General features: G+C 48.9%; 29 protein-coding genes and 1 other annotated feature. All 29 genes read right to left on the bottom strand.

Annotated features, from left to right (window positions below; genetic code table 11):
• Positions 1–14: 14 nt before the first annotated feature.
• Positions 15–200 carry a type Z 30S ribosomal protein S14 gene (locus KP806_RS25705; protein ID WP_013312154.1) on the bottom strand — a complete coding sequence of 62 codons (186 nt, stop codon included), beginning with the start codon at positions 198–200 and terminating at the stop codon, positions 15–17.
• Between the two features lie 26 nt (positions 201–226).
• Positions 227–769 (bottom strand): 50S ribosomal protein L5, encoded by a 543-nt coding sequence (rplE, locus tag KP806_RS25700; protein WP_028609642.1) that lies wholly within the window; start codon positions 767–769, stop codon positions 227–229.
• A 31-nt stretch (positions 770–800) separates the two neighbouring features.
• Positions 801–1,154 carry a 50S ribosomal protein L24 gene (rplX, locus tag KP806_RS25695; RefSeq protein ID WP_224726607.1) on the bottom strand — a complete coding sequence of 118 codons (354 nt, stop codon included), beginning with the start codon at positions 1,152–1,154 and terminating at the stop codon, positions 801–803.
• 52 nt (positions 1,155–1,206) lie between these two features.
• The gene (gene rplN / locus KP806_RS25690; RefSeq protein ID WP_188531391.1) at positions 1,207–1,575 is read right to left on the bottom strand and encodes a 50S ribosomal protein L14; all 369 of its coding nucleotides are present in this window, start codon (positions 1,573–1,575) and stop codon (positions 1,207–1,209) included.
• 49 nt (positions 1,576–1,624) lie between these two features.
• Positions 1,625–1,888 (bottom strand): 30S ribosomal protein S17, encoded by a 264-nt coding sequence (rpsQ, locus tag KP806_RS25685; protein ID WP_167282861.1) that lies wholly within the window; start codon positions 1,886–1,888, stop codon positions 1,625–1,627.
• A 50-nt stretch (positions 1,889–1,938) separates the two neighbouring features.
• Positions 1,939–2,139, bottom strand: a complete 201-nt coding sequence (rpmC, locus tag KP806_RS25680) for a 50S ribosomal protein L29 (protein ID WP_224726606.1) — start codon at positions 2,137–2,139, stop codon at positions 1,939–1,941.
• Positions 2,129–2,563 carry a 50S ribosomal protein L16 gene (gene rplP / locus KP806_RS25675; RefSeq protein ID WP_224726605.1) on the bottom strand — a complete coding sequence of 145 codons (435 nt, stop codon included), beginning with the start codon at positions 2,561–2,563 and terminating at the stop codon, positions 2,129–2,131. The genes rpmC and rplP overlap by 11 nt, the downstream gene beginning before the upstream one ends.
• 2 nt (positions 2,564–2,565) lie before the next feature.
• Positions 2,566–3,228, bottom strand: a complete 663-nt coding sequence (gene rpsC, locus KP806_RS25670) for a 30S ribosomal protein S3 (protein WP_224726604.1) — start codon at positions 3,226–3,228, stop codon at positions 2,566–2,568.
• A gap of 13 nt (positions 3,229–3,241) precedes the next feature.
• Positions 3,242–3,577, bottom strand: coding sequence for a 50S ribosomal protein L22 (gene rplV / locus KP806_RS25665; protein WP_224726603.1), 336 nt, complete (start codon positions 3,575–3,577; stop codon positions 3,242–3,244).
• Between the two features lie 44 nt (positions 3,578–3,621).
• Positions 3,622–3,903, bottom strand: coding sequence for a 30S ribosomal protein S19 (rpsS, locus tag KP806_RS25660; protein ID WP_224726602.1), 282 nt, complete (start codon positions 3,901–3,903; stop codon positions 3,622–3,624).
• 60 nt (positions 3,904–3,963) lie between these two features.
• Complete coding sequence (gene rplB, locus KP806_RS25655; protein WP_224726601.1) at positions 3,964–4,794, bottom strand: 50S ribosomal protein L2; 831 nt, start codon at positions 4,792–4,794, stop codon at positions 3,964–3,966.
• A 17-nt stretch (positions 4,795–4,811) separates the two neighbouring features.
• The gene (rplW, locus tag KP806_RS25650; RefSeq protein WP_224726600.1) at positions 4,812–5,105 is read right to left on the bottom strand and encodes a 50S ribosomal protein L23; all 294 of its coding nucleotides are present in this window, start codon (positions 5,103–5,105) and stop codon (positions 4,812–4,814) included.
• Complete coding sequence (rplD, locus tag KP806_RS25645; protein ID WP_224726599.1) at positions 5,105–5,728, bottom strand: 50S ribosomal protein L4; 624 nt, start codon at positions 5,726–5,728, stop codon at positions 5,105–5,107. Before rplD ends, rplW begins: the two co-directional genes overlap by 1 nt.
• 28 nt (positions 5,729–5,756) lie before the next feature.
• Entirely contained in the window at positions 5,757–6,380 is a 624-nt protein-coding gene (gene rplC, locus KP806_RS25640) for a 50S ribosomal protein L3 (protein WP_224726598.1), read from the bottom strand.
• 41 nt (positions 6,381–6,421) lie between these two features.
• A complete protein-coding gene (gene rpsJ, locus KP806_RS25635) occupies positions 6,422–6,730 on the bottom strand; it encodes a 30S ribosomal protein S10 (RefSeq protein ID WP_005544556.1) in 309 nt (102 codons plus the stop codon).
• 912 nt (positions 6,731–7,642) lie between these two features.
• Positions 7,643–8,437 carry an ABC transporter ATP-binding protein gene (locus KP806_RS25630; protein ID WP_224726597.1) on the bottom strand — a complete coding sequence of 265 codons (795 nt, stop codon included), beginning with the start codon at positions 8,435–8,437 and terminating at the stop codon, positions 7,643–7,645.
• Positions 8,437–9,351: an ABC transporter permease gene (locus tag KP806_RS25625; RefSeq protein ID WP_224726596.1), complete on the bottom strand. Its 915-nt coding sequence runs from the start codon at positions 9,349–9,351 to the stop codon at positions 8,437–8,439. The genes KP806_RS25630 and KP806_RS25625 overlap by 1 nt, the downstream gene beginning before the upstream one ends.
• A gap of 93 nt (positions 9,352–9,444) precedes the next feature.
• Entirely contained in the window at positions 9,445–10,479 is a 1,035-nt protein-coding gene (locus tag KP806_RS25620; protein WP_224726595.1) for an ABC transporter substrate-binding protein, read from the bottom strand.
• 229 nt (positions 10,480–10,708) lie between these two features.
• Complete coding sequence (tuf, locus tag KP806_RS25615) at positions 10,709–11,899, bottom strand: elongation factor Tu (RefSeq protein WP_224726594.1); 1,191 nt, start codon at positions 11,897–11,899, stop codon at positions 10,709–10,711.
• A gap of 107 nt (positions 11,900–12,006) precedes the next feature.
• Positions 12,007–14,082 carry an elongation factor G gene (gene fusA, locus KP806_RS25610; protein ID WP_224726593.1) on the bottom strand — a complete coding sequence of 692 codons (2,076 nt, stop codon included), beginning with the start codon at positions 14,080–14,082 and terminating at the stop codon, positions 12,007–12,009.
• Between the two features lie 29 nt (positions 14,083–14,111).
• Positions 14,112–14,582 (bottom strand): 30S ribosomal protein S7, encoded by a 471-nt coding sequence (gene rpsG, locus KP806_RS25605; protein WP_028609662.1) that lies wholly within the window; start codon positions 14,580–14,582, stop codon positions 14,112–14,114.
• Between the two features lie 67 nt (positions 14,583–14,649).
• Positions 14,650–15,072, bottom strand: coding sequence for a 30S ribosomal protein S12 (gene rpsL / locus KP806_RS25600; protein WP_224726592.1), 423 nt, complete (start codon positions 15,070–15,072; stop codon positions 14,650–14,652).
• 156 nt (positions 15,073–15,228) lie between these two features.
• Positions 15,229–15,459 carry a ribosomal L7Ae/L30e/S12e/Gadd45 family protein gene (locus KP806_RS25595; RefSeq protein WP_224726591.1) on the bottom strand — a complete coding sequence of 77 codons (231 nt, stop codon included), beginning with the start codon at positions 15,457–15,459 and terminating at the stop codon, positions 15,229–15,231.
• Between the two features lie 246 nt (positions 15,460–15,705).
• A complete protein-coding gene (gene rpoC / locus KP806_RS25590) occupies positions 15,706–19,332 on the bottom strand; it encodes a DNA-directed RNA polymerase subunit beta' (protein ID WP_318153817.1) in 3,627 nt (1,208 codons plus the stop codon).
• A gap of 94 nt (positions 19,333–19,426) precedes the next feature.
• Positions 19,427–22,975 carry a DNA-directed RNA polymerase subunit beta gene (gene rpoB, locus KP806_RS25585; protein ID WP_224726590.1) on the bottom strand — a complete coding sequence of 1,183 codons (3,549 nt, stop codon included), beginning with the start codon at positions 22,973–22,975 and terminating at the stop codon, positions 19,427–19,429.
• A gap of 357 nt (positions 22,976–23,332) precedes the next feature.
• On the bottom strand, positions 23,333–23,956 hold the full coding sequence (locus KP806_RS25580) for a class I SAM-dependent methyltransferase (RefSeq protein WP_224726589.1): 624 nt from the start codon (positions 23,954–23,956) through the stop codon (positions 23,333–23,335).
• Between the two features lie 225 nt (positions 23,957–24,181).
• Complete coding sequence (gene rplL, locus KP806_RS25575) at positions 24,182–24,541, bottom strand: 50S ribosomal protein L7/L12 (protein ID WP_224726588.1); 360 nt, start codon at positions 24,539–24,541, stop codon at positions 24,182–24,184.
• 87 nt (positions 24,542–24,628) lie between these two features.
• Positions 24,629–25,132, bottom strand: coding sequence for a 50S ribosomal protein L10 (gene rplJ, locus KP806_RS25570; RefSeq protein WP_224726587.1), 504 nt, complete (start codon positions 25,130–25,132; stop codon positions 24,629–24,631).
• 55 nt (positions 25,133–25,187) lie between these two features.
• Positions 25,188–25,353: a sequence feature (ribosomal protein L10 leader region), on the bottom strand.
• 13 nt (positions 25,354–25,366) lie between these two features.
• Entirely contained in the window at positions 25,367–26,059 is a 693-nt protein-coding gene (gene rplA / locus KP806_RS25565; RefSeq protein WP_224726586.1) for a 50S ribosomal protein L1, read from the bottom strand.
• Positions 26,060–26,073: the final 14 nt, after the last annotated feature.

The following is a 26,073-nucleotide window of genomic DNA, read 5'->3' as shown; positions in this document are numbered from 1 at the left end:
CCGAACTAGGCTCATTACCAGCTTGCTTTTTTAACGCCAGGAATCTGGCCCTTGTATGCTAACTCACGGAAACAAATCCGGCAAATTTTAAACTTTTGCAAAACAGAATGCGGACGGCCGCAACGCTCACAGCGCGTGTATGCGCGCACTTTGAATTTCGGTGTGCGTTGTTGCTTCACTTTCATCGAAGTTTTTGCCACTGGGTATTACACCTCCTAAAAGTGGATTACTTCGCGAACGGCATGCCCATTTGGGTCAGCAGTTCACGAGATTCTTCGTCCGTTTTTGCCGTCGTGACGATGACGATGTCCATACCGCGCACTTTATCGACTTTATCGTACTCGATCTCCGGGAAAATCAACTGCTCTTTCAAACCGAGCGTGTAGTTGCCGCGACCGTCGAAAGCTTTAGTCGATACACCGCGGAAGTCACGCACGCGTGGAAGAGAAATGTTGAACAGTTTGTCGAGGAAGTGGTACATGCGCTCGCCGCGCAATGTGACTTTAACCCCGATCGGCATGTTCTCACGAAGCTTGAAGCCTGCGATGGACTTCTTCGCACGAGTAACGACTGGCTTTTGACCGGAAATGATTCGAAGCTCTTCAACAGCTACATCAAGGATTTTCGAATTGGAAACCGCTTCGCCAACCCCCATGTTGATAACAACTTTCTCGATTTTCGGCACTTGCATTACAGACGTATAGTTAAACTTCTGCATAAGAGCAGGAGTAATTTCGTTCAGAAAACGACCTTTCAATCTTGCTGCCATTGTTCATGGACCTCCTTTCCTACCGTAACGATTAGTCGATTACTTCTCCGGAACGTTTCGCGATCCGAACTTTTTTGCCGTTCTCCAGCACTTTGTATCCGATACGTGTTACTTTACCGCTCTTCGGATCGATGTGCATAACGTTCGACACGTGAATCGGCGCTTCTTGCTCGATGATGCCGCCTTGCGGGTTCGCTTGGGAAGGACGCGAGTGCTTCTTCACCATGTTCACACCTTCAACAAGAACGCGGTTTTCACGAGGATAAGCTGCGATAACGCGGCCTTTTTTACCTTTGTCTTTACCGGTAATTACGATGACCGTGTCGTCTTTCTTCACGTGCAATTTGTTGTTATGGGATTCAAGAATTTTTTTCAGCCTTGGCATGAGTTACACCTCCTGCACGCTTGTGCTTTCAAGCTTATATAGGGTTTCTTTATTAAATAACTTCTGGTGCCAGCGATACGATTTTCATGAAATCTTTATCGCGAAGTTCACGGGCAACTGGTCCGAAAATACGAGTTCCGCGCGGGCTTTTGTCTTCCTTAACGATTACTGCAGCATTCTCGTCGAATGCGATGTAGGAACCGTCCTTACGGCGTACCGAACGCTTCGTACGTACGATAACCGCTTTAACAACGTCACCCTTTTTGACAACGCCGCCTGGTGTTGCTTGTTTTACAGAGCAAACGATCAAGTCGCCGATGTGACCAACGCGACGTCCCGTACCGCCAAGTACACGGATACACATCAATTCTTTAGCACCGGAGTTATCAGCAACCGCCAAGCGCGTAAATGGTTGAATCATTTCAACGTCCTCCTTTCGGGAAAATGCTCAAGATCCTGCATACGCTCTATTAAAGAACGATAGCCACTTCAACTACTTCTACGAGTCTAAAGCGCTTGTCTTTGGAAAGCGGACGAGTTTCCATGATTTTCACGATATCGCCAATTTTAGCTTGGTTATTTTCATCGTGCGCCTTAAATTTCTTCGTGTATTTAATGCGTTTATGGTACAAATCGTGTTTTTTGTATGTTTCAACAGCAACAACGATTGTTTTGTCCATTTTGTCGCTTACGACTTTGCCGATTTGAACTTTGCGGGCATTGCGTTCGCTCATGTTCTTCCTCCTTCCTTCAGCCGTGTTCATACGGAACTGTAAGGTTTATATTAGCTGCTGATACCGAGTTCTCTTTCACGCAAAACGGTTTTAGCACGAGCTATTTCCTTACGCACGTCACGGATCCGAGTCGGGTTATCCAGTTGGCCGGTAGCCAATTGGAAGCGAAGGTTGAAAAGCTCTTCTTTAAAACCGGAAATTTGTTGTTCAATCTCAGCAGAGGTTAGGTTGCGAATATCTTTAGCCTTCATTTGCTTCACCACCCACTTCTTCGCGTTTCACAAACTTAGTTTTAACCGGCAGTTTGTGCGCTGCAAGACGCATAGCTTCGCGTGCGATTTCTTCCGAAACACCCGCCAGCTCGAACATTACCTTGCCAGGCTTAACAACCGCTACCCACTTCTCAACGTTACCTTTACCGCTACCCATACGAACCTCAAGAGGCTTTTGAGTAATTGGCTTAGCCGGGAAGATTTTGATCCATACTTTACCGCCACGTTTGATGTAACGTGTCATCGCGATACGTGCCGCTTCGATTTGACGGTTTGTGATCCATGATGGTTCAAGAGCTTGCAAACCGTATTCACCGAATGCTACAGTTGTGCCGCCTTTAGCGCGACCCTTCATGTTACCGCGTTGTTGTTTGCGGTGTTTGACGCGTTTAGGTACCAACATGATTAGTTGCCTCCTTCCACTGGAGCTTTCTTCTTAGCCGGAAGGACTTCACCGCGGTAGATCCATACTTTTACGCCGATACGGCCGTAAGTTGTATGTGCTTCAGCTGTGCCGTAGTCGATGTCTGCGCGCAGCGTATGAAGTGGTACTGTACCTTCGCTGTAGCCTTCCGAACGTGCGATTTCCGCGCCACCGAGACGTCCGCTGACAGCGGTTTTGATCCCTTTGGCACCGGCACGCATCGAGCGTTGAATCGCTTGTTTCAATGCGCGACGGAAAGATACACGACGCTCAAGTTGTTGTGCGATACTTTCAGCTACCAAGATAGCGTCCAGATCCGCTTGTTTGATTTCCGAGATGTTGATGTGAACTTTTTTGCCTTTAGTAATTTTGCCAAGCTCCGTACGCAGGTTTTCCACCTCGGAACCGCCTTTACCGATAACCATACCAGGTTTTGCGGTTTGAATCGTCACGTTCACGCGGTTAGCTGCACGTTCGATTTCGATATGGGAAACTGCTGCATCCTTCAGCTTGTTTTTCAGGTATTCACGAATTTTCACGTCTTCCAAAAGAAGATCACCGAAGTCTTTGCCAGCGTACCATTTGGATTCCCAATCACGGATGACGCCGATACGAAGACCGACTGGATTTACCTTTTGACCCACACGTTATCCCTCCTTATTTTTCAGATACCACCAAGGTGATGTGGCTGGTTCTTTTATTAATCCGGCTTGCACGACCCATAGCCCGTGGACGGAAACGTTTCATCGTAGGCCCTTGGTTAACAAAGGCTTGGGAGATGAACAGTTTGTTCACATCAAGCTGGAAGTTGTGCTCAGCGTTAGCAATTGCAGAGTTAAGCAGCTTCTCCAAAATTGGGGATGCGGACTTCGGCGTGTGACGCAAAATCGCGATTGCATCGCCAACTTGCTTACCACGGATCAAATCGGCAACAAGCTGTGCTTTACGAGGTGCGATACGAACGAACTTAGCGTGCGCTTTAGCTTCTGGCATGTAGGAACCTCCTCTCGATCATTTAAAGAAAATTGAAGGGCAAATTAACGTCTGCCCGTTTTTTTGTCATCGCCTGCGTGGCCTTTGTACGTACGAGTCGGTGCAAATTCACCGAGTTTGTGTCCAACCATATCTTCCGTTACGTAAACCGGCACATGTTTGCGACCGTCATACACAGCAAATGTGTGACCGATAAATTGCGGGAAAATGGTCGAGCGGCGGGACCAGGTTTTGATAACGACCTTTTTATTACCTTCGTTCAAATCCTCGACTTTTTTAAGCAGGTAACCGTCGATAAACGGACCTTTCTTGAGACTGCGACCCATTCGAGTTCCTCCCTTCACGAGACGTGATATTCGTATCACGCGGTTTGGATCAAGCGATTATTATTTCGTGCGGCGACGAATAATATATTGGCTCGAAGCTTTTTTCTTCTTGCGAGTTTTGTATCCAAGTGTCGGTTTGCCCCACGGGGACAACGGAGACTTGCGGCCGATTGGAGCGCGGCCTTCACCACCACCGTGCGGGTGATCGTTAGGGTTCATGACGACACCGCGAACTTCAGGACGCTTGCCCATCCAACGGGAACGGCCGGCTTTACCGATTTTCACAAGCTCGTGATCCTCGTTACCAACAGAACCGATTGTTGCGCGGCAAGTGTTCAGAATGCGGCGAACTTCGCCGGAGCTCAAACGAATCGATACGTAGCTTTCTTCTTTACCAAGAAGTTGCGCTTCCGTGCCGGCTGCACGAACCAATTGGCCGCCTTTGCCTGGCTTCAATTCGATGTTGTGGATAACTGTACCTACAGGGATGTTCACAAGCGGCAAAGAGTTGCCGATCTTGATGTCAGCCGCAGGTCCGGACATAACTTGATCTCCGACTTTCAGACCTTTCGGAGCGATGATGTAAGCTTTCTCACCGTCAACGTAGTGGATCAAAGCGATATTGGATGTACGGTTCGGATCGTATTCGATCGTCGCTACGTTGCCAACGATACCGTCTTTGGTACGTTTGAAGTCGATGATACGGTATTTACGTTTGTGTCCGCCGCCGTGGTGACGAACCGTAATTTTACCTTGGTTGTTGCGGCCTGCTTTCTTGAAAAGCGGAGCAAGCAACGATTTCTCCGGCGTGCTTGTCGTGATCTCTTCGAAAGTCGATACGGACATGCCACGACGTGCTGGAGATGTCGGTTTGTACTTTTTAATTGGCACTTCGATTCCCTCCTTTTCTATACAGACGTTTCAAAGAACTCGAGTTCTTTGCTGTCAGCGCTAAGCTGAACGATAGCTTTTTTCCAATCCGGTCTGTAGCCGCTATGTTTACCATAACGTTTCGGTTTACCCGCTACACGCATTGTGTTAACGCCGGTTACTTTTACTTTGAAGATTTGTTCGATTGCATTTTTGATTTCGGTTTTGTTCGCACGAAGATCAACTTCGAATACGTAACGTTTGTTAACCATGAAATCGCTGGTACGTTCAGTAATAACCGGGCGCTTGATAATATCGCGTGGATTTTTCATTACGCAAGCACCTCCTGTACTTTCTCTACCGCTTCTTTGGTAATGATCAGCTTGTCATGTACCAATACATCCAGAACATTGATGCCGTCAGCAGCGACGAACTTCACACCTGGAATGTTACGAGCGGACAATGCTACGTTATCTTCATAGTTAGCCGTTACGACAAGAGCCTTACGGTCAACTTTAAGGTTGTTAAGGATCGATGCAAATTCTTTCGTCTTAGGAGCCGCGAATGTCAGTTGATCAAGAACGATAATTTCGCTCGCAATAACTTTCGAAGACAATGCGGATTTGATCGCAAGACGACGAACTTTCTTAGGGAGCTTGAAGCCATATGTGCGTGGAGTCGGTCCGAATACCGTACCGCCGCCAACCCACTGCGGGGAGCGAATGCTGCCTTGACGAGCACGGCCTGTGCCTTTTTGTTTCCAAGGCTTACGACCGCCGCCGCGTACTTCGGAGCGTCCTTTCGTTTTGTGCGTACCCTGACGTTCAGCAGCTTGCTGAAGAACGACTGCGCTGTGCAGAACGTGAGTGTTTGGCTGGATACCGAATACCGATTCAGCCAATTCAACTTCGCCTACTTGAGCGCCGCTCACGTTGAATACTGTTACTTTTGGCATTTCTTGTTCCTCCTTTCTTTAAGAGCAATTAGTTCTTAACCGTTTGTTTAACTTTAACGAATCCGTTCTTGGGACCAGGGATCGATCCTTTAACGAGGATTACGTTGCGTTCTGCATCTACACGGATAACTTCAAGCTTTTGAATGGTAACTGTTTCAGTCCCCATATGTCCTGGCAGGCGCTTACCTTTCGGTACGCGGTTCGCTTGGATCGAGCCCATCGAACCTGGTCCGCGGTGGTAGCGGGAACCGTGGGACATAGGTCCAGTGCTTTGTCCCCAACGTTTGATAACGCCGGCAAAGCCTTTACCTTTCGAAATACCTGTTACGTCAACGAATTCGCCAGCTGCGAAAAGGTCAGCTTTCACTTGTTGGCCAACTTCGTAATCAGGCAGGTTAATGCCGCGAATCTCACGAACGTAGCGCTTAGGAGTCGCGCCAGCTTTCTTAGCGTGGCCGATCTCTGGCTTGATCGATCTTTGTTCTTTCTTATCGGAGAAACCGAGTTGAACGGCTTCGTAGCCATCGTTCTCTTGGTCTTTCTTTTGAAGTACTACGCAAGGACCAGCTTCGATAACCGTTACTGGAACAACGTTACCTTCAGCGGTAAACACTTGAGTCATACCAAGTTTTTTCCCTAAGATACCTTTCATGTTGACACCTCATTCCCTTTCTATAATCACGTATGCTGTTATTACAGTTTGATTTCGATATCTACACCGGATGGCAGATCCAGGCGCATCAACGCATCAACCGTTTGCGGCGTTGGGTTCACAATATCGATCAAACGCTTATGAGTGCGCATTTCGAATTGTTCCCGGGAATCCTTGTACTTGTGCACCGCACGGAGAATAGTGATGATTTGCTTTTCCGTTGGCAACGGAATCGGCCCGGATACGCCTGCACCGGAACGTTTTGCAGTTTCAACGATTTTCTCTGCGGATTGGTCAAGAATTCTGTGATCGTATGCTTTCAAGCGGATACGAATCTTTTGCTTTGCCATATAAGTCCCTCCTTCTATCGCCCAATTTATTATCGGACATACTCCGTGAGAAAACCCTGGCACATGCCCCATGGCAAAGGGGCCGGGTGTGTCGGCAACCTCTCACATCATCGCAACGTCAGACCAACAGTCAATATTATACCGAATTGAATAGGCAAATGCAACAAGAATATTGATTGAATTGCTTGAGCGAAACTCTAAATGATTTTTTAGGATATTTTCACTACGCTACGCTGGAATCGGTCCTCGGCATGCTTTGATACCATGATTTTTATTATTACATTTAAAGGATAAATCATGGTTTCAAGAGCAGCACGTAAACTCTCCGGACTCGATTCCAGCTTTGCTTCGCTACACATTCAAAAAAAACATTAAAAGTTCACTCAAGCGGGAAAGGAAACTTCCTGACAGCTGCAGGTCGGCTGTCCTGTTGTGGATATTGCTTCCCTTATATAATTGAAGCTTCTAACTACTCTATGAGTACACGTTGTTCGGTAGATGAACATAGGAAGCACTCAAGTTCATCAGCTTAGCACTGTTCCATATCGTCTGTTATGTCCGATCACGTTAAATGTCCTTATTGATTATAATCAATTCAGCACCTTAAAATACACCGCCAAATCACACCAGCAAAATTCCTATCAGATGCATTAGATTAATGACATCAATGATTCAGCGGATTGAATATAATCTCTCTTAAAAATAAAAAACGCAGCGACAAATAGAGACGCTGTGTTTTTTTATTATTATAGAAGGTTAGACGAAGATGGAGCGGAGTGAGCCATTTGAATCTGGAAAAGCGAAGCGGTCGCTTTTGAACACCATTCTTCACCTATCCAAGGAAATCAGAAGAATGGGGCTTCAAGGCGATTGGAAGATCAAATGGCTCGCGCAGCGCAGTTCTAGTCTAACCTACCCCAGCACGATCCGATCATCAGCCAGCTTCTTCCCGCTAATCCGTTCAAACTCCCCAAGCAGCTGCTCTACGGTGAGATCCTTCTTGCGTTCCTCAGGAACATCGAGAATAATCCGTCCCTTGTCCATCATAATGAGCCGATTGCCGAGACGAATAGCTTGCTCCATGTTATGGGTGACCATTAGCGTCGTCAGCTTCATATCCCGCACGATGGTTTCCGTCAGCTCTGTAATCAGCTCGGCTCTTGCCGGATCAAGCGCTGCCGTATGTTCATCGAGCAACAGAATTTGCGGCCGTGTAAAAGTGGCCATCAGCAAGCTCAGCGCCTGACGCTCACCGCCGGACAGGAGCCCGACTTTCGCGCCCAGACGATTCTCAAGGCCGATACCGAGCCTCTGCAGCTCCTGCTTGAATATCGCACGCTTCGCGCGCGTAACGCCAAAAGAAAAGCCTCGCGACTTGTCCCGCGTATATGCGATGGCCATATTTTCTTCGATCGTCATGCGCGGAGCCGTGCCGGCCATCGGATCCTGAAACACGCGCCCGATCCACCGGCTGCGCCCGTGCTCCGACAATGCGGATACATCTTGTCCGTCAATTTTTACAGCGCCTGCATCCGGCTTCATAACACCTGAAATAATATTCATTAAAGTTGATTTTCCGGCCCCGTTGCTCCCGATCACCGTAACAAAATCGCCGGGCTTCATCGTCAGATTCGCGCCGACGAGCGCTGTTTTTTCATCAACCGTACCCGGGTTAAACAGCTTGGAGACGTTCAAAATTTCAAGCATTAACGTCCACCTCCCGAAGGCGCTTTGCCAAGCGACGCCAGCATTTCCGCCGTACGTTTCCTTGCAATGTTCTTTTGTTTAATCAGGCGTCTGGTCGAAGGAACGACCAATGCGAAAATAATAATGACTGCAGTAATCAGTTTCATATCCGATGCTTCGAGCCACTCAATGCGCAGCGCCAGAGCATAGATAATCCGATAGACAAGAGAGCCGAGAACAACCGCAAGCGTCGCTCTGAAAATCGTACGCGCCCCGAAAATAGCCTCACCTATAATGACCGAAGCGAGTCCAATGACAATCATCCCGATCCCCATATTGTTGTCCGCGAATTTCTGATAATGCGCTACCAAGGCGCCGGAAGTCGCAACAAGCGCATTAGAAAGAGCGACACCAAAGATCGTCGTTACATCCGTATTCGCACCGAAGCTGCGGATCATGCGGGCATTATCGCCGGTTGCACGTAGGCTGAGTCCAATGTCCGTTTTAAAAAACAAATCAATCAGCAGCTTAACCGCAACTGCAATAACAATCATCACAATCATAACGGAGACGTTATTAAAAAAATTATCCATATTCCGCAAGGAAACATTTGGTTTGCCCAGGATCCGTAAGTTGATCGAATATAGTGCGATCATCATAATAATGCCGGCAAGCAATCCGTTAATCTTTCCTTTGGTATGCAATAACCCCGTACAGGTTCCGGCCAGAGCTCCTCCCGCAAAGGCACAGAGTACAGCGATCCATGGTGCCGTACCATTTACCGTCATCACCGCGCCGATAGCCGCACCGGTCGTAAAGCTTCCGTCTACCGTCAAATCGGGAAAATCCAGAATACGAAATGTTATAAAAACACCCAGAGCCATTAAAGCGTACAAAAGTCCGCTCTCTACGGCTCCCGTAAGTGATGTGAGCATATGAATGCCACTCCTTTACCGAACGAACGGGGTGAAGCCGATAAGCGCTCACCCCGCACGAATTTGATATTATTTTATCCAAGTGAGACCTGATTACTCAATGATGTTGTTTTCTTGATCCTTCACGTAGCTCTTCATTGCATCGGTTACCGTAATCCCCTGCTCGGCAGCGGCTTTCAGGTTCAGGATAAAATCGAGCTTCTGCGGAACGGTGATATCCATTTCACCCGGTTTTTTGCCGTTCTTCAAAATTTCGACCGCCATCTGTCCTACTTCATAACCATGATCGTAATATTTGAATCCGACTGTTGCAAAAGCGCCCTTCTCAACCGTATCCCGGTCCGCGGAGAAGAAAGGAATATCGTTGGCATTAGCTACTTCGATAATGGCATCAGCACCGGTAACGACGTTGTTGTCGAGCGTAATATAAATAGCATCTACGCGTCCTACGAGAGACTCCGCAGCCTGCTGTACTTCAGACGTGTTGGCGATCGGAGCTTTAACAAGCTCGATGTTATGGGCTTTTAACGCTTCTTCCGCATATTTGGCCATGACAACGGCGTTTGTTTCACCTTCGTTGATGACCAAACCAACTTTCTTAACATCCGTAAGCTCTTTCGCGATAAAATCCATCGTTTGTTTAATCGCATCCGGATTCGTATCCGCTGCACCCGTAATGTTGCCTCCCGGAGCCTCCAGCTGGGTTACGATACCGGCATCAACCGGATCCGTTACGGCAGCAAACAACACCGGGATATCCGTAACGTCTTCCGCTAAACTTAATGCCGAAGGCGTGGCAATTCCTAGCGCCAAGTCGCTGTCGCTAGTCGCGATTTTCTGCGAAATCGTCTTAATGTTTGTCATATCGTTTTGCGCGTTGTTAAAATCGATTTTCAGGTTTTTGCCCTCTTCAATTCCGGCATCCTTCAGAGCTGCAATAAAGCCCTCGCGCGTCGCATCCAGCGACGGATGCTCAACGATTTGCGAAATCGAAATCGTATACGATTTTTCCGATTCGCCGCCCACGCCTTCATTCGCACCACCCGTATTGCTTTTACTTGCGCCGCATGCGGCAGTCAGAAGCATCACCGATGTCAGGGCAATGCCGATCCAAAACTTTTTATTCATCCCTTTTAAACTCCTCTCCAGTTGTCACTCGTCATCGCTTGAAGCTTATATAGGCTGTTCGGACAAGTCCAATCTATTTCTTAATATTAAAGGCGCCTAACATGTCGAGTCAATCCTCAGTTAGCTGTAAAAATAAGTATAGGAAATTGTGACTAAAAGCTGGAAAAACATAAAAAAGCCCCCACCGGAGTGAGAGCTTTTTCATTCTCAGCGGCTAAGCCGCGTTGAATTATTTTTGGATTGTTGCAACAGCGCCAGCGCCTACTGTACGGCCACCTTCACGGATGGAGAAACGAGTTCCTTCTTCAACCGCGATTGGAGCGATAAGCTCAACCGTTACAGTGATGTTGTCGCCAGGCATAACCATTTCAGTACCTTCAGGCAGGTTGATGATACCTGTTACGTCAGTTGTACGGAAATAGAATTGTGGACGGTAGCCAGTGAAGAAAGGCTTGTGACGGCCACCCTCTTCTTTAGTCAGAACGTAGATTTGTGCAGTGAAGTTAGTGTGTGGTTTAACCGAACCCGGTTTAGCCAAAACTTGTCCACGCTCAATATCTTTACGGTCTACACCACGAAGCAATGCGCCAACGTTGTCGCCCGCTTGTGCGGAGTCGAGCAATTTACGGAACATTTCAACGCCTGTAACAACGGACTTACGAGTTTCTTCGTTAAGACCGATGATTTCAACTTCGTCGCCGACTTTGATAACGCCACGCTCTACACGACCTGTAGCAACTGTACCACGGCCTGTGATTGTGAATACGTCCTCGACTGGCATAAGGAAAGGCTTAGCCGTGTCGCGCTCAGGAGTTGGGATGTAAGTGTCGATTTGCTCGAACAGTTCAACGATTTTGTCAGCCCAAGGACCGTCTGGGTTAGCAAGTGCTTCACGAGCTGCGCCGCGGATGATTGGAGTGTCGTCGCCTGGGAACTCATACTCGGAAAGAAGGTCGCGAACTTCCATTTCAACAAGCTCAAGAAGCTCTTCGTCTTCAACCATGTCGCATTTGTTCAGGAAAACAACGATGTAAGGTACGCCTACTTGACGGGAGAGCAGGATGTGCTCGCGCGTTTGTGGCATAGGGCCGTCGGAAGCGGATACTACCAGGATAGCTCCGTCCATTTGAGCGGCACCAGTGATCATGTTTTTAACGTAGTCGGCGTGACCTGGGCAGTCAACGTGAGCGTAGTGACGGTTAGGAGTCTCATACTCAACGTGAGCTGTCGAGATCGTGATACCGCGCTCGCGCTCTTCTGGAGCTTTATCGATTTGGTCGAATGCTACAGCTGCACCGCCGTATTTTTTGGAAAGTACAGTAGTGATCGCTGCAGTCAAAGTTGTTTTACCATGGTCGACGTGACCGATTGTACCGATATTAACGTGCGGTTTGTTACGTTCAAATTTAGCCTTAGCCATTGAACTTGAGCCTCCTCAATATATCTTAGTTTTATGTGTGGGCCGGCATCTAGTTTGCAAACAAACTTAGATAACGGCCATAAAGCTAAATGTTCATACAAAAGCGATTACTCACCTTTGTGTTTAGCAATGATTTCCTCAGCAATCGATTTTGGAACTTCTTCATAATGTGAGAGTTCCATGGAGAATACGCCACGTCCTTGCGTACCCGAACGAAGTGTTGTGGAATAACCGAACATCTCGGAGAGAGGTACCTTAGCACGGATAATTTGCGCGCCTGCGCGAGTATCCATACCTTCGATACGACCACGACGGGAGTTCAGCATGCCCATAACGTCGCCCATGTACTCTTCAGGAACAGTAACTTCCACCTTCATGATTGGTTCGAGCAAAACTGGCTTACATTTCTCTTTAGCAGCTTTAAGCGCCAAAGATCCTGCAATTTTAAACGCCATCTCCGAGGAGTCGACATCATGGTACGATCCGTCAACAACGGTTGCTTTAACGTCAACGAGCGGGAAGCCGGCGATAACGCCGTTCTTCATCGACTCTTCAATACCCGCTTGGATAGGAGCAATAAACTCACGCGGAATTGCGCCGCCGACAACCTTGCTTTCAAATGCGAAACCAGCGCCTGGCTCTTGTGGAGTAAACTCAACCCAACAATGACCGAACTGACCTTTACCGCCGGACTGACGAACGAACTTACCTTCGACCTTCGCAGCTTGACGGAACGTTTCACGGTAAGCAACCTGAGGTTTACCAACGTTTGTCTCAACTTTGAATTCACGAAGCATACGGTCAACGAGGATTTCAAGGTGAAGCTCACCCATACCGGAAATGATCGTTTGATTCGTTTCTTCGTCCGTGTGTGCACGGAAAGTAGGATCTTCTTCAGCAAGCTTGGAAATCGCGATGCCTAGTTTGTCTTGGTCAGCTTTCGTTTTTGGTTCGATAGCAACCGAGATAACAGGCTCAGGGAAGTTCATCGATTCAAGAACGATAACGTTCTTCTCATCGCAAAGCGTGTCGCCGGTGATTGTATCTTTAAGACCAACCGCAGCGGCGATATCGCCCGAGTAAACTTCCGAGATTTCCTGACGGCTGTTCGCGTGCATTTGCAGGATACGTCCGATCCGCTCACGTTTGTTCTTAGTTGCATTAAGAACATACGAACCGGATTTAAGAATACCCGAGTATACACGGAAGAACGTCAGTTTACCGACATAAGGGTCCGTCATGATTTTGAATGCCAAAGCCGCAAACGGCTCTTCGTCGGAAGAATGACGCACGCCTTCTTCTCCGTCTTCTGTAGTACCTTTGATAGCCGGTACGTCAAGCGGGGAAGGAAGGTAGTCAACTACCGCATCCAACATCATTTGAACACCTTTGTTACGGTACGAGGAGCCAGCGATAACCGGGAAGATTTTAACTTCGCAAACGCCTTTGCGAAGTGCTGCTTTAAGCTCAGGAATAGTGATTTCTTCACCTTCAAGATACTTCATAGTCAGCTCTTCATCAAGTTCTGCCACTTTCTCGATGAGCTCCAAACGAAGCTCTTCAACTTGATCTGCATATTCTGCAGGAATTTCGACTTTCTCAGGGTCTTTACCGAGATCATCTTTGTACTTGTATGCTACGCGTTCGATGATATCGATTACGCCCAAGAAATCAGACTCGGCGCCGATCGGCAATTGGATCGCTACCGCATTAGCTTGCAGACGCTCGCGCATGTCTTTAACAACATTCAGGAAGTCTGCACCAATGATGTCCATTTTATTGATGTAAGCGATACGTGGAACGCCGTAACGGTCAGCTTGACGCCATACAGTCTCAGACTGCGGCTCAACGCCTTCCTTCGCACTGAAAACCCCAACGGCCCCGTCCAATACGCGCAGGGAGCGTTCAACTTCAACTGTGAAGTCAACGTGTCCCGGGGTGTCGATAATATTAATGCGGTGGCCATCCCATTGAGCGGTTGTCGCGGCAGACGTAATCGTAATGCCGCGCTCTTGTTCTTGTTCCATCCAGTCCATCGTCGCAGCACCTTCGTGCACCTCGCCGATTTTGTGAGTACGGCCCGTGTAGAACAAAATCCGTTCAGTAGTTGTGGTTTTACCAGCGTCAATATGCGCCATAATCCCGATGTTACGCGTATTTTTCAAGGAGAACTCTCTTGACATGAATATGTCTCCCTTCGATTGTGAAGATCCTACCAGCGGTAGTGAGCAAACGCTTTGTTCGCTTCAGCCATTTTGTGAGTATCTTCGCGCTTCTTAACAGCAGCTCCAGTGTTATTGGATGCATCTGTGATTTCAGCAGCTAAACGCTCTTCCATCGTTTTTTCACCGCGGTTGCGTGAGTAGTTCACGAGCCAACGGAGACCAAGTGCCGTACGGCGCTCTGGTTTAACCTCGATAGGCACTTGATAGTTAGCGCCGCCGACACGGCGAGCTTTAACCTCAAGTACTGGCATAATATTTTTCAATGCTGCTTCGAACACTTCCATCGGATCTTTACCCGTGCGTTCTTGAATCAGTTTGAAAGCATCATACAACAACGTTTGAGCTACACCTCTTTTACCGTCAAGCATAATACGGTTAATAAGGCGCGTTACCAGTTTGCTGTTGTACAGCGGATCTGGAAGCACATCACGTTTCGTTACAGGACCTTTGCGTGGCATGAGAAAGTCCCCCTTTCTTCTAATAGTCACTTTATTCTAGCATTGCGATAACCCTAACAGGTTATACTTACGATTTTTTGACTTTTGGACGTTTCGTTCCGTATTTGGAACGGGCTTGGTTACGGTTGTTAACGCCTGCAGTATCAAGCGCGCCACGAACGATATGGTAACGTACACCTGGAAGGTCTTTTACCCGTCCGCCACGGATCAATACAACGCTGTGCTCTTGCAGGTTATGTCCGATACCAGGAATGTACGCAGTAACCTCTACGCGGTTAGTCAGACGTACACGCGCATATTTACGAAGCGCGGAGTTCGGTTTCTTCGGAGTCATAGTACCTACACGAGTGCACACACCGCGTTTTTGAGGAGCACTGATGTTTGTTGCTTCACGTTTCAGAGCGTTGAAACCTCTTTGCAAGGCTGGCGATTTCGATTTCACTACTTTCGCTTGGCGTCCTTTACGGACCAGCTGATTAATTGTTGGCATGTTGCCACCCCCTTCCCCTATATGAATGTCTTTGAATTGGTAGACATTTGACCCATAAATTAAGCCCACAGATCCAGGCGGTTCATAAAAGAACAAAGAAAATGTCTTCGCCGGTTAATCATGAGAAATAATCAACCAACAAAAACGGTCATTGCCTTATTCTTCTTCAGCTACGAGCGCTGCCATGGCGGCACCGACATCAATTCCACAGGTTTCACCCAGGTCATCCATTGTATCGATCCATTTATATGGAACTCCCGTCCGCTCACATAGATGAACAATCTTCTCTTTCATCTGCGGATCTGCATCTCTTGCAATGTAGACTTCGATAGCCCGGTTGTATTCAACCATCTTCATCGTCTGCTTTGCGCCGACTTTAAATTGCATGAGATCACCTTCAATTCTTCTTCTCAGCGATCATGCAACTAGGCACACTTCGATATATTATCACCTATGCCATGCCGCTGTCAAGAAACTTTAAAGATCTTCATTTGCAAATTTTTGGTTAAGGCTGATCTGTCATGAACATACGAAAGAGCGGGCATCATAAGCTTCTCGTGGAAGCCTATAATGGTACGCTCTTCCGCTGTTTATGTTTTCGGTTCTTAAGCAGAGCCAGACATGATATCCGACCTATTCAATCGCAACTGCCTCGGTCTCCGCTTCAATATCCGACAATTCCACAACATCATCCTCAATGCCTGCAAAACGAATATTACGGTAACGAGGCATCCCTGTACCAGCCGGGATCAGCTTACCGATAATAACATTTTCCTTCAGACCAAGCAACTGGTCAACTTTGCCTTTGATTGCGGCATCTGTCAACACGCGAGTCGTCTCCTGGAAGGACGCGGCGGACAGGAAGGAATCCGTCTCAAGGGAAGCTTTCGTAATACCAAGCAATACAGGTTTGGCAACAGCCGGCTCTTCGCCTGCGAAAATTGCTTCACGGTTTTGCGCTTCATATTCATGAATATCGACAAAAGCGCCTGGCAGAAGAGTTGTGCCTCCCGCGTCTACAATCCGGATTTTGCGGAGCATTTGTTTGATCATGACCTCAACGTGCTTGTCATTGATTTCTACCCCTTGGTTCCGGTAAACGCGCTGTACTTCTTGCAAAATATAGTTCTGAACGCCGCGGATACCTTTGATGCGCAGCATATCTTTAGGGTCGATCGAACCGTCTGTGAGCTCGTCGCCTGCTTCGATATGTTGACCCTCGGTTACGCGGATACGCGAGCCGTAGGTTACGGCATATACTTTCGATTCCGCTTCGCCCTGAACCTCGATCTCGCGGCGGTCCTTAGCCTCGCGAATTTCCTTGATGACGCCGTCAAGCTCGGAAATGATCGCTTGCCCCTTCGGATTACGCGCCTCGAAAAGCTCCTGAATACGCGGCAAACCTTGCGTGATGTCGTCGCCGGCAACGCCGCCGGTGTGGAACGTACGCATTGTCAGCTGTGTACCCGGCTCACCAATCGACTGGGCCGCGATAATGCCGACCGCTTCCCCGATCTCCACATACTTGCCTGTCGCCAGGTTACGGCCATAGCAGATCTTACAAACGCCATGACGTGCGCGACAGCTAAGAACGGAACGGATTTGAAGCTTCTCGACTCCCGCATCGATAATCGCATCCGCTTTATGCGAATCGATCAGCTCACTGCGGTTGACGATGATTTCGCCGGTTTTCGGATGACGTACGGTTTCGAATGCATAACGGCCTTCGATACGGTCATATAGATCCTCAATAACCTCTTTGCCGTCTTGGATCTTGCTGACGGAGAAGCCTTTATCTGTACCGCAATCGTCCTCTCGAACGATAACGTCCTGCGCTACGTCGACTAGACGGCGGGTCAGATAACCGGAGTCGGCTGTACGAAGGGCGGTATCCGCCAAACCTTTACGCGCGCCGTGCGTCGAAATAAAGTACTCGAGGACGGTCAGGCCTTCACGGAAGTTCGATTTGATCGGCAACTCGATAATACGGCCGGACGGGTTGGCCATCAGACCCCGCATTCCGCCAAGCTGCGTAATTTGCGATTTGTTACCACGCGCTTTGGAGTCCACCATAAGCATGATGTTATTGTAGCGATCCATCGACTTCATCAGAATGTCGGTGATCTCGTCTTTACATTTACTCCAAATGCTGATGATCCGATCATAGCGCTCGTCGTTTGTAATCAAACCGCGACGGTATTGATTCATGACGGTTGCAACCTTCTCATCGGATCTTTGCATGATTTCCGTTTTCTCTTTCGGAATGATAACGTCGGCTACACCGATCGTAATACCAGCCTTCGTCGAGTAAGTGAAACCAAGCTGCTTGATACGGTCCAAAATAACCGCGGTAAGCGTCGTATGGTATTGACGGAAGCATTCCGCAATGACGAGTGCAAGGTAGTCTTTGCCTACCGCACCCGGCGTATCGATGCCTTCCATAAATTTAGGAAGATCGGAGCCTTTTTCATATACGAAATATTTATCCGGCGTACCATGCAGCAAATTCTGCTTCGTCGCTTCGTTGATGTAAGGGAAATCCTCAGGGAAAATTTCATTGAAGATGACCTTACCTACCGTCGTGACGAGCAGCGATTTTTGCTGCTGTTCGGTAAAGTTTGCTTTCTTAAGCACCCGTGCCGGGATAAAAATTCTTGCATGCAGAGAAACAATGCCGCGCTGATACGCGGAAATCGCTTCGTTAACCGTACTGAATACGGATCCGCTGCCTTTTGCCTCTTTGTTGTCCATCGTCAGGTAGAAGCTTCCGAGAACCATATCCTGCGACGGAGTGACGACCGGCTTGCCGTCTTTCGGGTTCAGGATATTGCCCGATGCCAGCATAAGAAGGCGGGCTTCCGCTTGCGCTTCCGCGGACAACGGAACGTGAACGGCCATTTGGTCACCGTCGAAGTCGGCGTTATAGGCCGTACATACGAGCGGATGAAGCTTGATGGCGCGCCCCTCTACAAGGATAGGCTCGAATGCTTGGATACCGAGACGGTGAAGCGTCGGGGCACGGTTCAGCAATACCGGATGCTCCTTGATGACTTCCTCGAGAACATCCCATACTTCAGGGCTTACGCGTTCTACTTTACGCTTCGCGCTCTTGATGTTATGGGCAAGGCCCTTGTTAACGAGCTCTTTCATGACGAAAGGCTTGAACAGCTCCAGTGCCATCTCCTTAGGAAGACCGCATTGGAACATCTTCAGATTCGGACCTACGACGATAACGGAACGGCCGGAATAGTCGACCCGTTTACCGAGCAAGTTTTGACGGAAACGGCCTTGTTTACCTTTCAGCATATGGCTGAGCGATTTCAAAGGACGGTTGCCCGGGCCAGTAACCGGACGGCCGCGGCGGCCGTTATCGATAAGGGCGTCAACCGCTTCCTGCAGCATCCGCTTCTCGTTCTGAACGATAATGTCCGGAGCGCCCAGATCAAGCAGACGCTTAAGACGGTTGTTACGGTTAATTACACGGCGGTACAAGTCGTTAAGGTCGGATGTCGCGAAACGTCCACCGTCCAGCTGTACCATCGGACGAAGCTCCGGAGGAATAACCGGCAGCACGTCAAGAATCATCCATTCCGGCTCGTTGCCCGAGTTACGGAACGCCTCGACAACCTCAAGACGCTTGATCGCACGGTTGCGGCGCTGGCCTTGTGCCGTACGGAGCTCTTCTCTCAGCTGCTCCAATTCTTTTTCTACGTCGATATCCTGCAGAAGCTTCTTAACGGCCTCAGCGCCCATGCCTGCCTGGAATCCGTAGCCGTACTTCTCTCTGTAGCTGCGGTATTCTTTCTCGGACAGCAGCTGCTTCTTCTCCAGCGGCGTATCACCTGGATCCGTTACGACATAGGATGCAAAATAGATAATCTCCTCAAGCGAGCGCGGAGACATATCAAGAGCAAGACCCATGCGGCTTGGAATGCCTTTGAAGTACCAAATATGGGAAACCGGTGCTGCCAGCTCGATGTGGCCCATACGCTCGCGGCGAACCTTTGCGCGCGTAACTTCCACGCCGCATCGGTCGCACACGACGCCTTTATAACGTACGCGCTTGTATTTGCCGCAATGGCATTCCCAGTCTTTTGTCGGTCCAAAAATTTTCTCGCAGAAGAGTCCTTCCTTCTCCGGTTTTAAGGTCCTGTAGTTGATCGTCTCCGGTTTTTTTACTTCTCCGCGGGACCACGAGCGAATCTTATCCGGCGAAGCCAAACCGATTTTCATATACTCGAAGTTGTTCACGTCCAACAAGGAGCAACCCTCCTCCGTCATGTATGACTGTGTCTTATTAACAGCTCAATTCCGTCCAGGGCGCGTGACCCTAAGACGGAATCGTTCAGACCGCTTAATCTAGGGCGCCTGCTTCGGCACCTTCCAAATTGAGGTTCAGCTTATCGCCGGTTGCCTCGTCATCATCGTCGATTTCTTTCATTTCGATCTCTTCTTCATTCTCGGTCAGGATCTTAACGTCCATGCCCAAGCTTTGAAGCTCTTTGATCAAGACCTTGAACGATTCTGGAACGCCTGGCTCCGGAACGTTTTCGCCTTTGACGATGGATTCGTACGTTTTCACGCGGCCGACCACGTCATCGGACTTGACGGTCAAAATTTCCTGCAGCGTGTATGCAGCGCCGTATGCCTCAAGCGCCCATACCTCCATCTCTCCGAAACGTTGTCCGCCGAACTGCGCTTTACCGCCGAGAGGCTGCTGCGTAACGAGTGAGTAAGGACCCGTCGAACGGGCGTGAATTTTATCGTCAACCATGTGCGCCAGCTTGATCATGTACATGACGCCGACCGTAACTTCACGCTCGAAGTTCTCCCCGGTACGTCCGTCATACAGAATCGTTTTACCGTTACGCTGCATGCCTGCTTCTTCCATCGTATCGAAAACGTCATTCTCGCGCGCACCGTCAAATACCGGTGTGGCGGCGTGAATGCCGAGATGCTTACAAGCCATGCCCAAGTGAACCTCGAGCGCTTGACCGATGTTCATCCGCGACGGTACGCCGAGCGGATTGAGAACAACCTCTACCGGAGTGCCATCCGGCAGGAACGGCATATCCTCTTCCGGCATAATACGGGCGATAACCCCTTTGTTACCGTGGCGTCCGGCCATTTTGTCGCCTTCGGAAATTTTCCGTTTCTGAGCGATGTATGCACGGACCAACTGGTTGACGCCAGGAGGCAGCTCGTCGCCGTTCTCGCGCGTAAATACCTTCACGTCCACGACGATACCGTCCGTACCGTGCGGCACGCGGAGCGAAGTGTCGCGAACCTCGCGGGCTTTCTCACCGAAGATCGCATGGAGCAATCTTTCTTCTGCGGTCAGCTCTGTGACACCCTTAGGCGTTACCTTGCCGACCAGAATGTCGCCTGCGCCAATTTCGGCTCCGACGCGGATAATACCGCGCTCATCCAGATTGCGAAGTGCTTCTTCGCCGACGTTAGGAATGTCGCGTGTAATTTCTTCCGGTCCAAGCTTCGTATCGCGCGCTTCGGATTCATATTCTTCAATATGAATGGAAGTGTAGACGTCTTCCTTCACCAGCTTCTCGCTGAGCAGGATCGCATCCTCGTAGTTGTAGCCTTCCCACGTCATGAACGCAACGACAACGTTGCGGCCCAGAGCCAATTCGCCCATCTCGGTGGAAGGTCCGTCTGCGAGAATATCGCCTTTCTTAATAACGTCGCCTTTGCGAACGAGCGGACGCTGGTTAATGCATGTTCCTTGGTTGGAACGCATGAACTTATGAAGCTTATGCTTCACCAAATCGCCTGTTACCGGCTTGCCGTCGATATGCTCGACGCGGCGCAGCCAAATTTCGTTGGCAGACGAGCGCTCAATAATTCCGTCGAATTTGGATACGATACATACGCCGGAATCCTTCGCAGCCTTATGCTCCATTCCTGTGCCGACAAACGGCGCCTTCGGAATGAGAAGCGGAACGGCCTGCCGCTGCATGTTCGATCCCATCAGGGCGCGGTTGGAGTCATCGTTCTCGAGGAACGGAATTAACGCCGTCGCAACCGACACGACCTGCTTCGGAGATACGTCCATGTAATCGACGCGTTCACTCGGCATAGTCAGGATGTTGTCTGCTTGTTTATTGTAACGAACGATCGTGTTCGCTTCTTTGAAAGTATTGTCTTCGTTCAATCTCGCATTCGCTTGCGCGATTACGTAATTGTCTTCTTCGTCCGCGGTCAAATATGCGATTTGATCGGTAACGACACCTGTCTTAGGATCCACCCAACGATATGGCGCTTCAATGAAGCCATATTCATTGATGCGGGCAAAAGTAGACAAGGAGTTGATCAAACCGATGTTCGGACCCTCCGGCGTCTCGATCGGACACATCCGCCCGTAGTGGGAGTGATGGACGTCTCGGACTTCGAAGCCCGCGCGTTCCCGCGTCAAACCGCCCGGTCCGAGTGCGGACAAACGGCGTTTGTGCGTCAGTTCGGCCAGCGGATTCGTCTGGTCCATGAACTGGGAAAGCTGCGAGGAGCCGAAAAACTCTTTAATCGACGCAATGACCGGGCGAATGTTAATAAGCGCCTGCGGCGTAATTGCGTTCGCATCTTGAATCGACATTCTTTCGCGTACAACGCGCTCCATACGGGACAAGCCGATACGGAACTGGTTCTGCAGCAATTCCCCTACCGAACGGAGACGACGGTTACCCAGGTGATCGATGTCATCCGTGCTGCCGACGCCATGAAGCAGGTTAATAAAGTAGTTAATGGAGGCAATGATGTCCGCCGGCGTAATATGCTTGACGGTTTTATCGATAATGCCGTTCGCAATAACCTTAATAACCTTGCTCTCGTCATAAGGCGAGAATACGCTAATCGCTTGTAGTGGAATACTATCTGCATCCAAAACGCCGTTGGCGACGTGGTAGGTCTTGAAGCCTACATTCGTCTCCAGCTTGTCGAGAATCTCGTCAAGAAGGCGGCGGTCGATCATTTGTCCGGCTTCCGCGATAATTTCGCCGGTTGCAGGGTCAACAAGCGTCTCCGCGAGACGTTGGTTGAACAAACGATTTTTGATATGCAGTTTTTTGTTTATTTTGTAACGGCCTACGTTAGCCAGGTCATATCGCTTCGGGTCAAAGAAGCGCGCGACCAGCAAGCTCTTCGCATTGTCCAAGGTTGGCGGCTCGCCCGGACGAAGGCGCTCGTAAATTTCGATCAGCGCTTTCTCGGTCGAATCCGTGTTATCCTTATCCAAGGTGTTGCGAATGTACTCGTCATGGCCGAGCAGATCCAAAATTTCAGCGTCTGTGCCAAATCCAAGCGAACGCAGCAGTACCGTTACCGGAATCTTCCGGGTACGGTCGATACGAACGTAAATGATGTCCTTGGCATCCGTCTCGAGCTCGAGCCAAGCGCCGCGGTTAGGGATAACCGTAGCCGTGTAATTCTTCTTCCCGTTCTTATCAACCTTCGTGCTGAAGTACACACTCGGGGATCGAACCAATTGGCTGACGATGACACGCTCGGCTCCGTTAATAATAAACGTGCCTGTTTCTGTCATAAGCGGGAAATCACCCATGAAAACTTCTTGTTCCTTTACCTCACCGGTCTCCTTATTGAAAAGTCGCACCTTCACGCGTAAAGGAGCTGCATACGTCACGTCGCGCTCTTTTGATTCATCGACCGAATACTTCGGTTCGCCCAAGCTATAGTCGATAAACTCAAGCGAAAGATTGCCCGTAAAGTCCGAAATCGGAGAAATGTCCTGGAACAACTCAATCAAGTCGCTCTCCAAAAATTTCTCGTACGATTTTTGTTGGATTTCAATCAGGTTCGGGACTTCCAGCACCTCGTTGATCCGGGCGTAGCTTCTGCGCGCGCGCCGACCATACTGAACAAGTTGTCCTGCCAACTTAACCTCACCCCTCATGTCTGTATCACAGCATCGATACTTACTGCGTCACCATAGACGAACCAGCCGCCTATATAGTTAAATAAAGAAAAGCCCTTATCGAATAGTTCGAAAAAAGAGCATGTTCCGGCAGTAGCCAATCGCAGCGCGGACGCGATAGTCTCATATCAAGTAATTTTGCCCAAAACGTAAACATTATACGTCAAATGGATTATTTTTATGCATTCCGCGCTCCAAAATCCCACTTGACATTTTAGTATACTAAAGAGATTGAGCCCAATTTAATGCTGACATTTAATAATACTACCACAAACGAAAAGTCAAGTCAATTCTAAAGTGTGGTTTTCATGTTGATTTTCAAAACATCATTTGAGACATTTTCCAACCTTTTACAGCCCGGAATATTCGGTATCCCTTGTCTTTCGTAACTTCCTCCACTTCGCCGAACAGCTCCTGGAGTTTCGCTTCCGCAGACGGCGCTCCTTGCTTCTTCTGAATGACCACCCACATGCTGCCGCCCGGTTCGAGAAGCCCAAATCCTTCTTCGAAAATTTGATGAACGACGGCTTTACCGGCACGGATCGGCGGATTCGTCAAAACCGCCTGAAAAGTTTGACCGCGAACAGCTTCATAGAGATCGCTCTGAATGACTTCTACGTTTGAAATGCCGTTAAGCTTCGCATTTTCCTTCGAAAGCTCAACAGCTCGTTCGTTGATGTCTATCATCGTTACAAAACCTTGCGGAGCAAGCCTGGCCGCGGTCAATCCGATCGGCCCGTATCCGCAGCCTACATCAAGCACTCTTGCATCTTTCTCAAGCTCCAAAGCCTCTATTAACACCCGGCTGCCGTAATCGACACCTGTTTTCGAGAATACTCCGGCATCCGTGACGAAACGGAACGAAAACCCCCGCAGCAGCGCTTCATGAACGTGACGGTTATGCTTCACGCTCGGGCTATGGGAGTAATAATGATCCGACATCCTTGATCGCCTCCGCCATTTTTTGAAAATATAAGAGTTAATAAGTTTTGATTATTATTGTCTTATATTTCATCGCGAAACGAGCTGTTGCCGCCAGAGGACGGCGTCAGCAGTTTGCGCTTGGTCAATACATGCAACGAACCCCTTGAAACCTGAAGTCTCAAGGGGTTCGTCAGCCGGTCACAACAACAAGTCATGACAAGCTGTATAGTTTTAAAGCAGTTATTACTTAACTTCTACGGAAGCGCCAGCTTCAGTAAGTTTAGCCGCAACAGCTTCAGCTTCTTCTTTAGCAACTTTTTCTTTGATTGCTTTAGGAGCGTTGTCAACCAAGTCTTTCGCTTCTTTCAGGCCAAGACCTGTGATTTCGCGAACAACTTTAATTACGTTGATTTTGGAAGCGCCAGCGCTGTTAAGAATTACGTCGAATTCGGATTGCTCAGCTTCAACAGCTACTGCTGCGCCGCCAGCAGCTACTGGAGCTGCAGCAGTTACGCCGAATTCTTCTTCGATTGCTTTTACAAGGTCGTTCAGTTCAAGAACGGTCATAACTTTAATGGCTTCTAAGATTTGCTCTTTAGACATGGTTATACCTCCGAAATTGGGTTTAGTTTTTTGGTATTTCAAATGGCCAGCCTTAGCCGGTCTAGAATGGCGCAGATGCGCCGGTCATTAAGCTTCTTGCTCTTGTTTCTCGCCGACTGCTTTAACTGCAAGCGCGAAGTTGCGGATAGGAGCTTGCAATACGGAAAGGAGCATCGAAAGCAAACCTTCGCGGGATGGAAGCTCTGCAAGTGCTTTAACTTCCTCCATGCTTACAACTTTACCTTCAACGATACCGCCTTTAAGTTTCAAAGCGTCGTTCTTCTTAGCGAAATCGTTCAGGATTTTCGCCGGAGCGACAGCGTCCGCTTTGCCGAATGCAACAGCTGTAGGACCTGTCAGTACGTCGTTCAATGCAGCGTAGTCCGTTCCTTCAGTTGCGCGGCGAACGAGCGAGTTTTTCAAAACTTGGAATTCAATTCCTGCTTCACGAAGTTGTTTCCGAAGTTCAGTTACTTGCGCAACGTTCAATCCACGATAGTCAGCAACAACCGTGCTGGAGCTCTCTGCGATTTTAGCAGCGATTTCTTGAACCGCTTGTTGTTTCGATTGGATGATATTTGCGTTAGCCAAACTGTACACCTCCCGTAATAGTATACATTCCGTTATATGACGGGCTTTCCACGCCTCGATGCATGAGAAAGGCCTTCGCATAGACTGCGAAGGCCATGATGTCGTTATCGCACATCCATCCCAGAGGATCGAATATGGCTTACAAACGTTTTATCATAACACCTCGGTAGGAAATTAAGCCTGATGGCACCTACTGTCTACGGTATGCGTATTCGAATGTCAGTTCCGTTTCTCTTAGCGGTAAACCGCTGTGGAGACGCGGGCGCCAGGGCCCATTGTCGAAGAAACGGCGATGTTTTTCAGGTAAACCCCTTTAGCTGCAGCCGGTTTTGCACGGTTCAGCGCATCTACCAATGCTTTGAGGTTCTCGTTCAGCTTAACAGCGTCGAACGATACTTTTCCGATTGGAGCGTGGATTTGACCTGCTTTGTCAAGACGGTATTCGATTTTACCGGCTTTGATTTCTTGAACGGCTTTAGCAACGTCAAACGTTACTGTACCAGCTTTCGGGTTCGGCATCAAGCCTTTACCACCGAGAATACGTCCAAGCTTACCAACCTCAGCCATCATGTCCGGCGTTGCTACGCAAACGTCGAATTCGAACCAGCCTTGTTGAATTTTGTTGATCATGTCTGCATCGCCAACATAGTCAGCGCCTGCAGCTTCCGCTTCTTTCACTTTTTCGCCTTTTGCGAAAACGAGAACGCGTTTTGTTTTACCAGTTCCGTGCGGCAGTACAACTACGCCACGAACGGCTTGGTCTTGTTTACGAGGGTCAACGCCCAAACGAACTGCTACTTCAACGGACTCGTCGAATTTAGCTGTCGCAGCCTTTTTCACAAGCTCGATCGCTTCCAAAGGCTCGTAGGTTGCTTCGCTGTCAATCAGCTTAGCGGCTTCCAAATACTTTTTACCGTGTTTAGCCATTGTTTCTTCCTCCT

Source organism: Paenibacillus vietnamensis (assembly GCF_020169515.1).
GTDB lineage: Bacteria > Bacillota > Bacilli > Paenibacillales > Paenibacillaceae > Pristimantibacillus > Pristimantibacillus vietnamensis.
The sequence above is the reverse complement of the archived record's forward strand: the minus strand, read 5'-3'. Positions and strand labels throughout refer to the sequence as shown.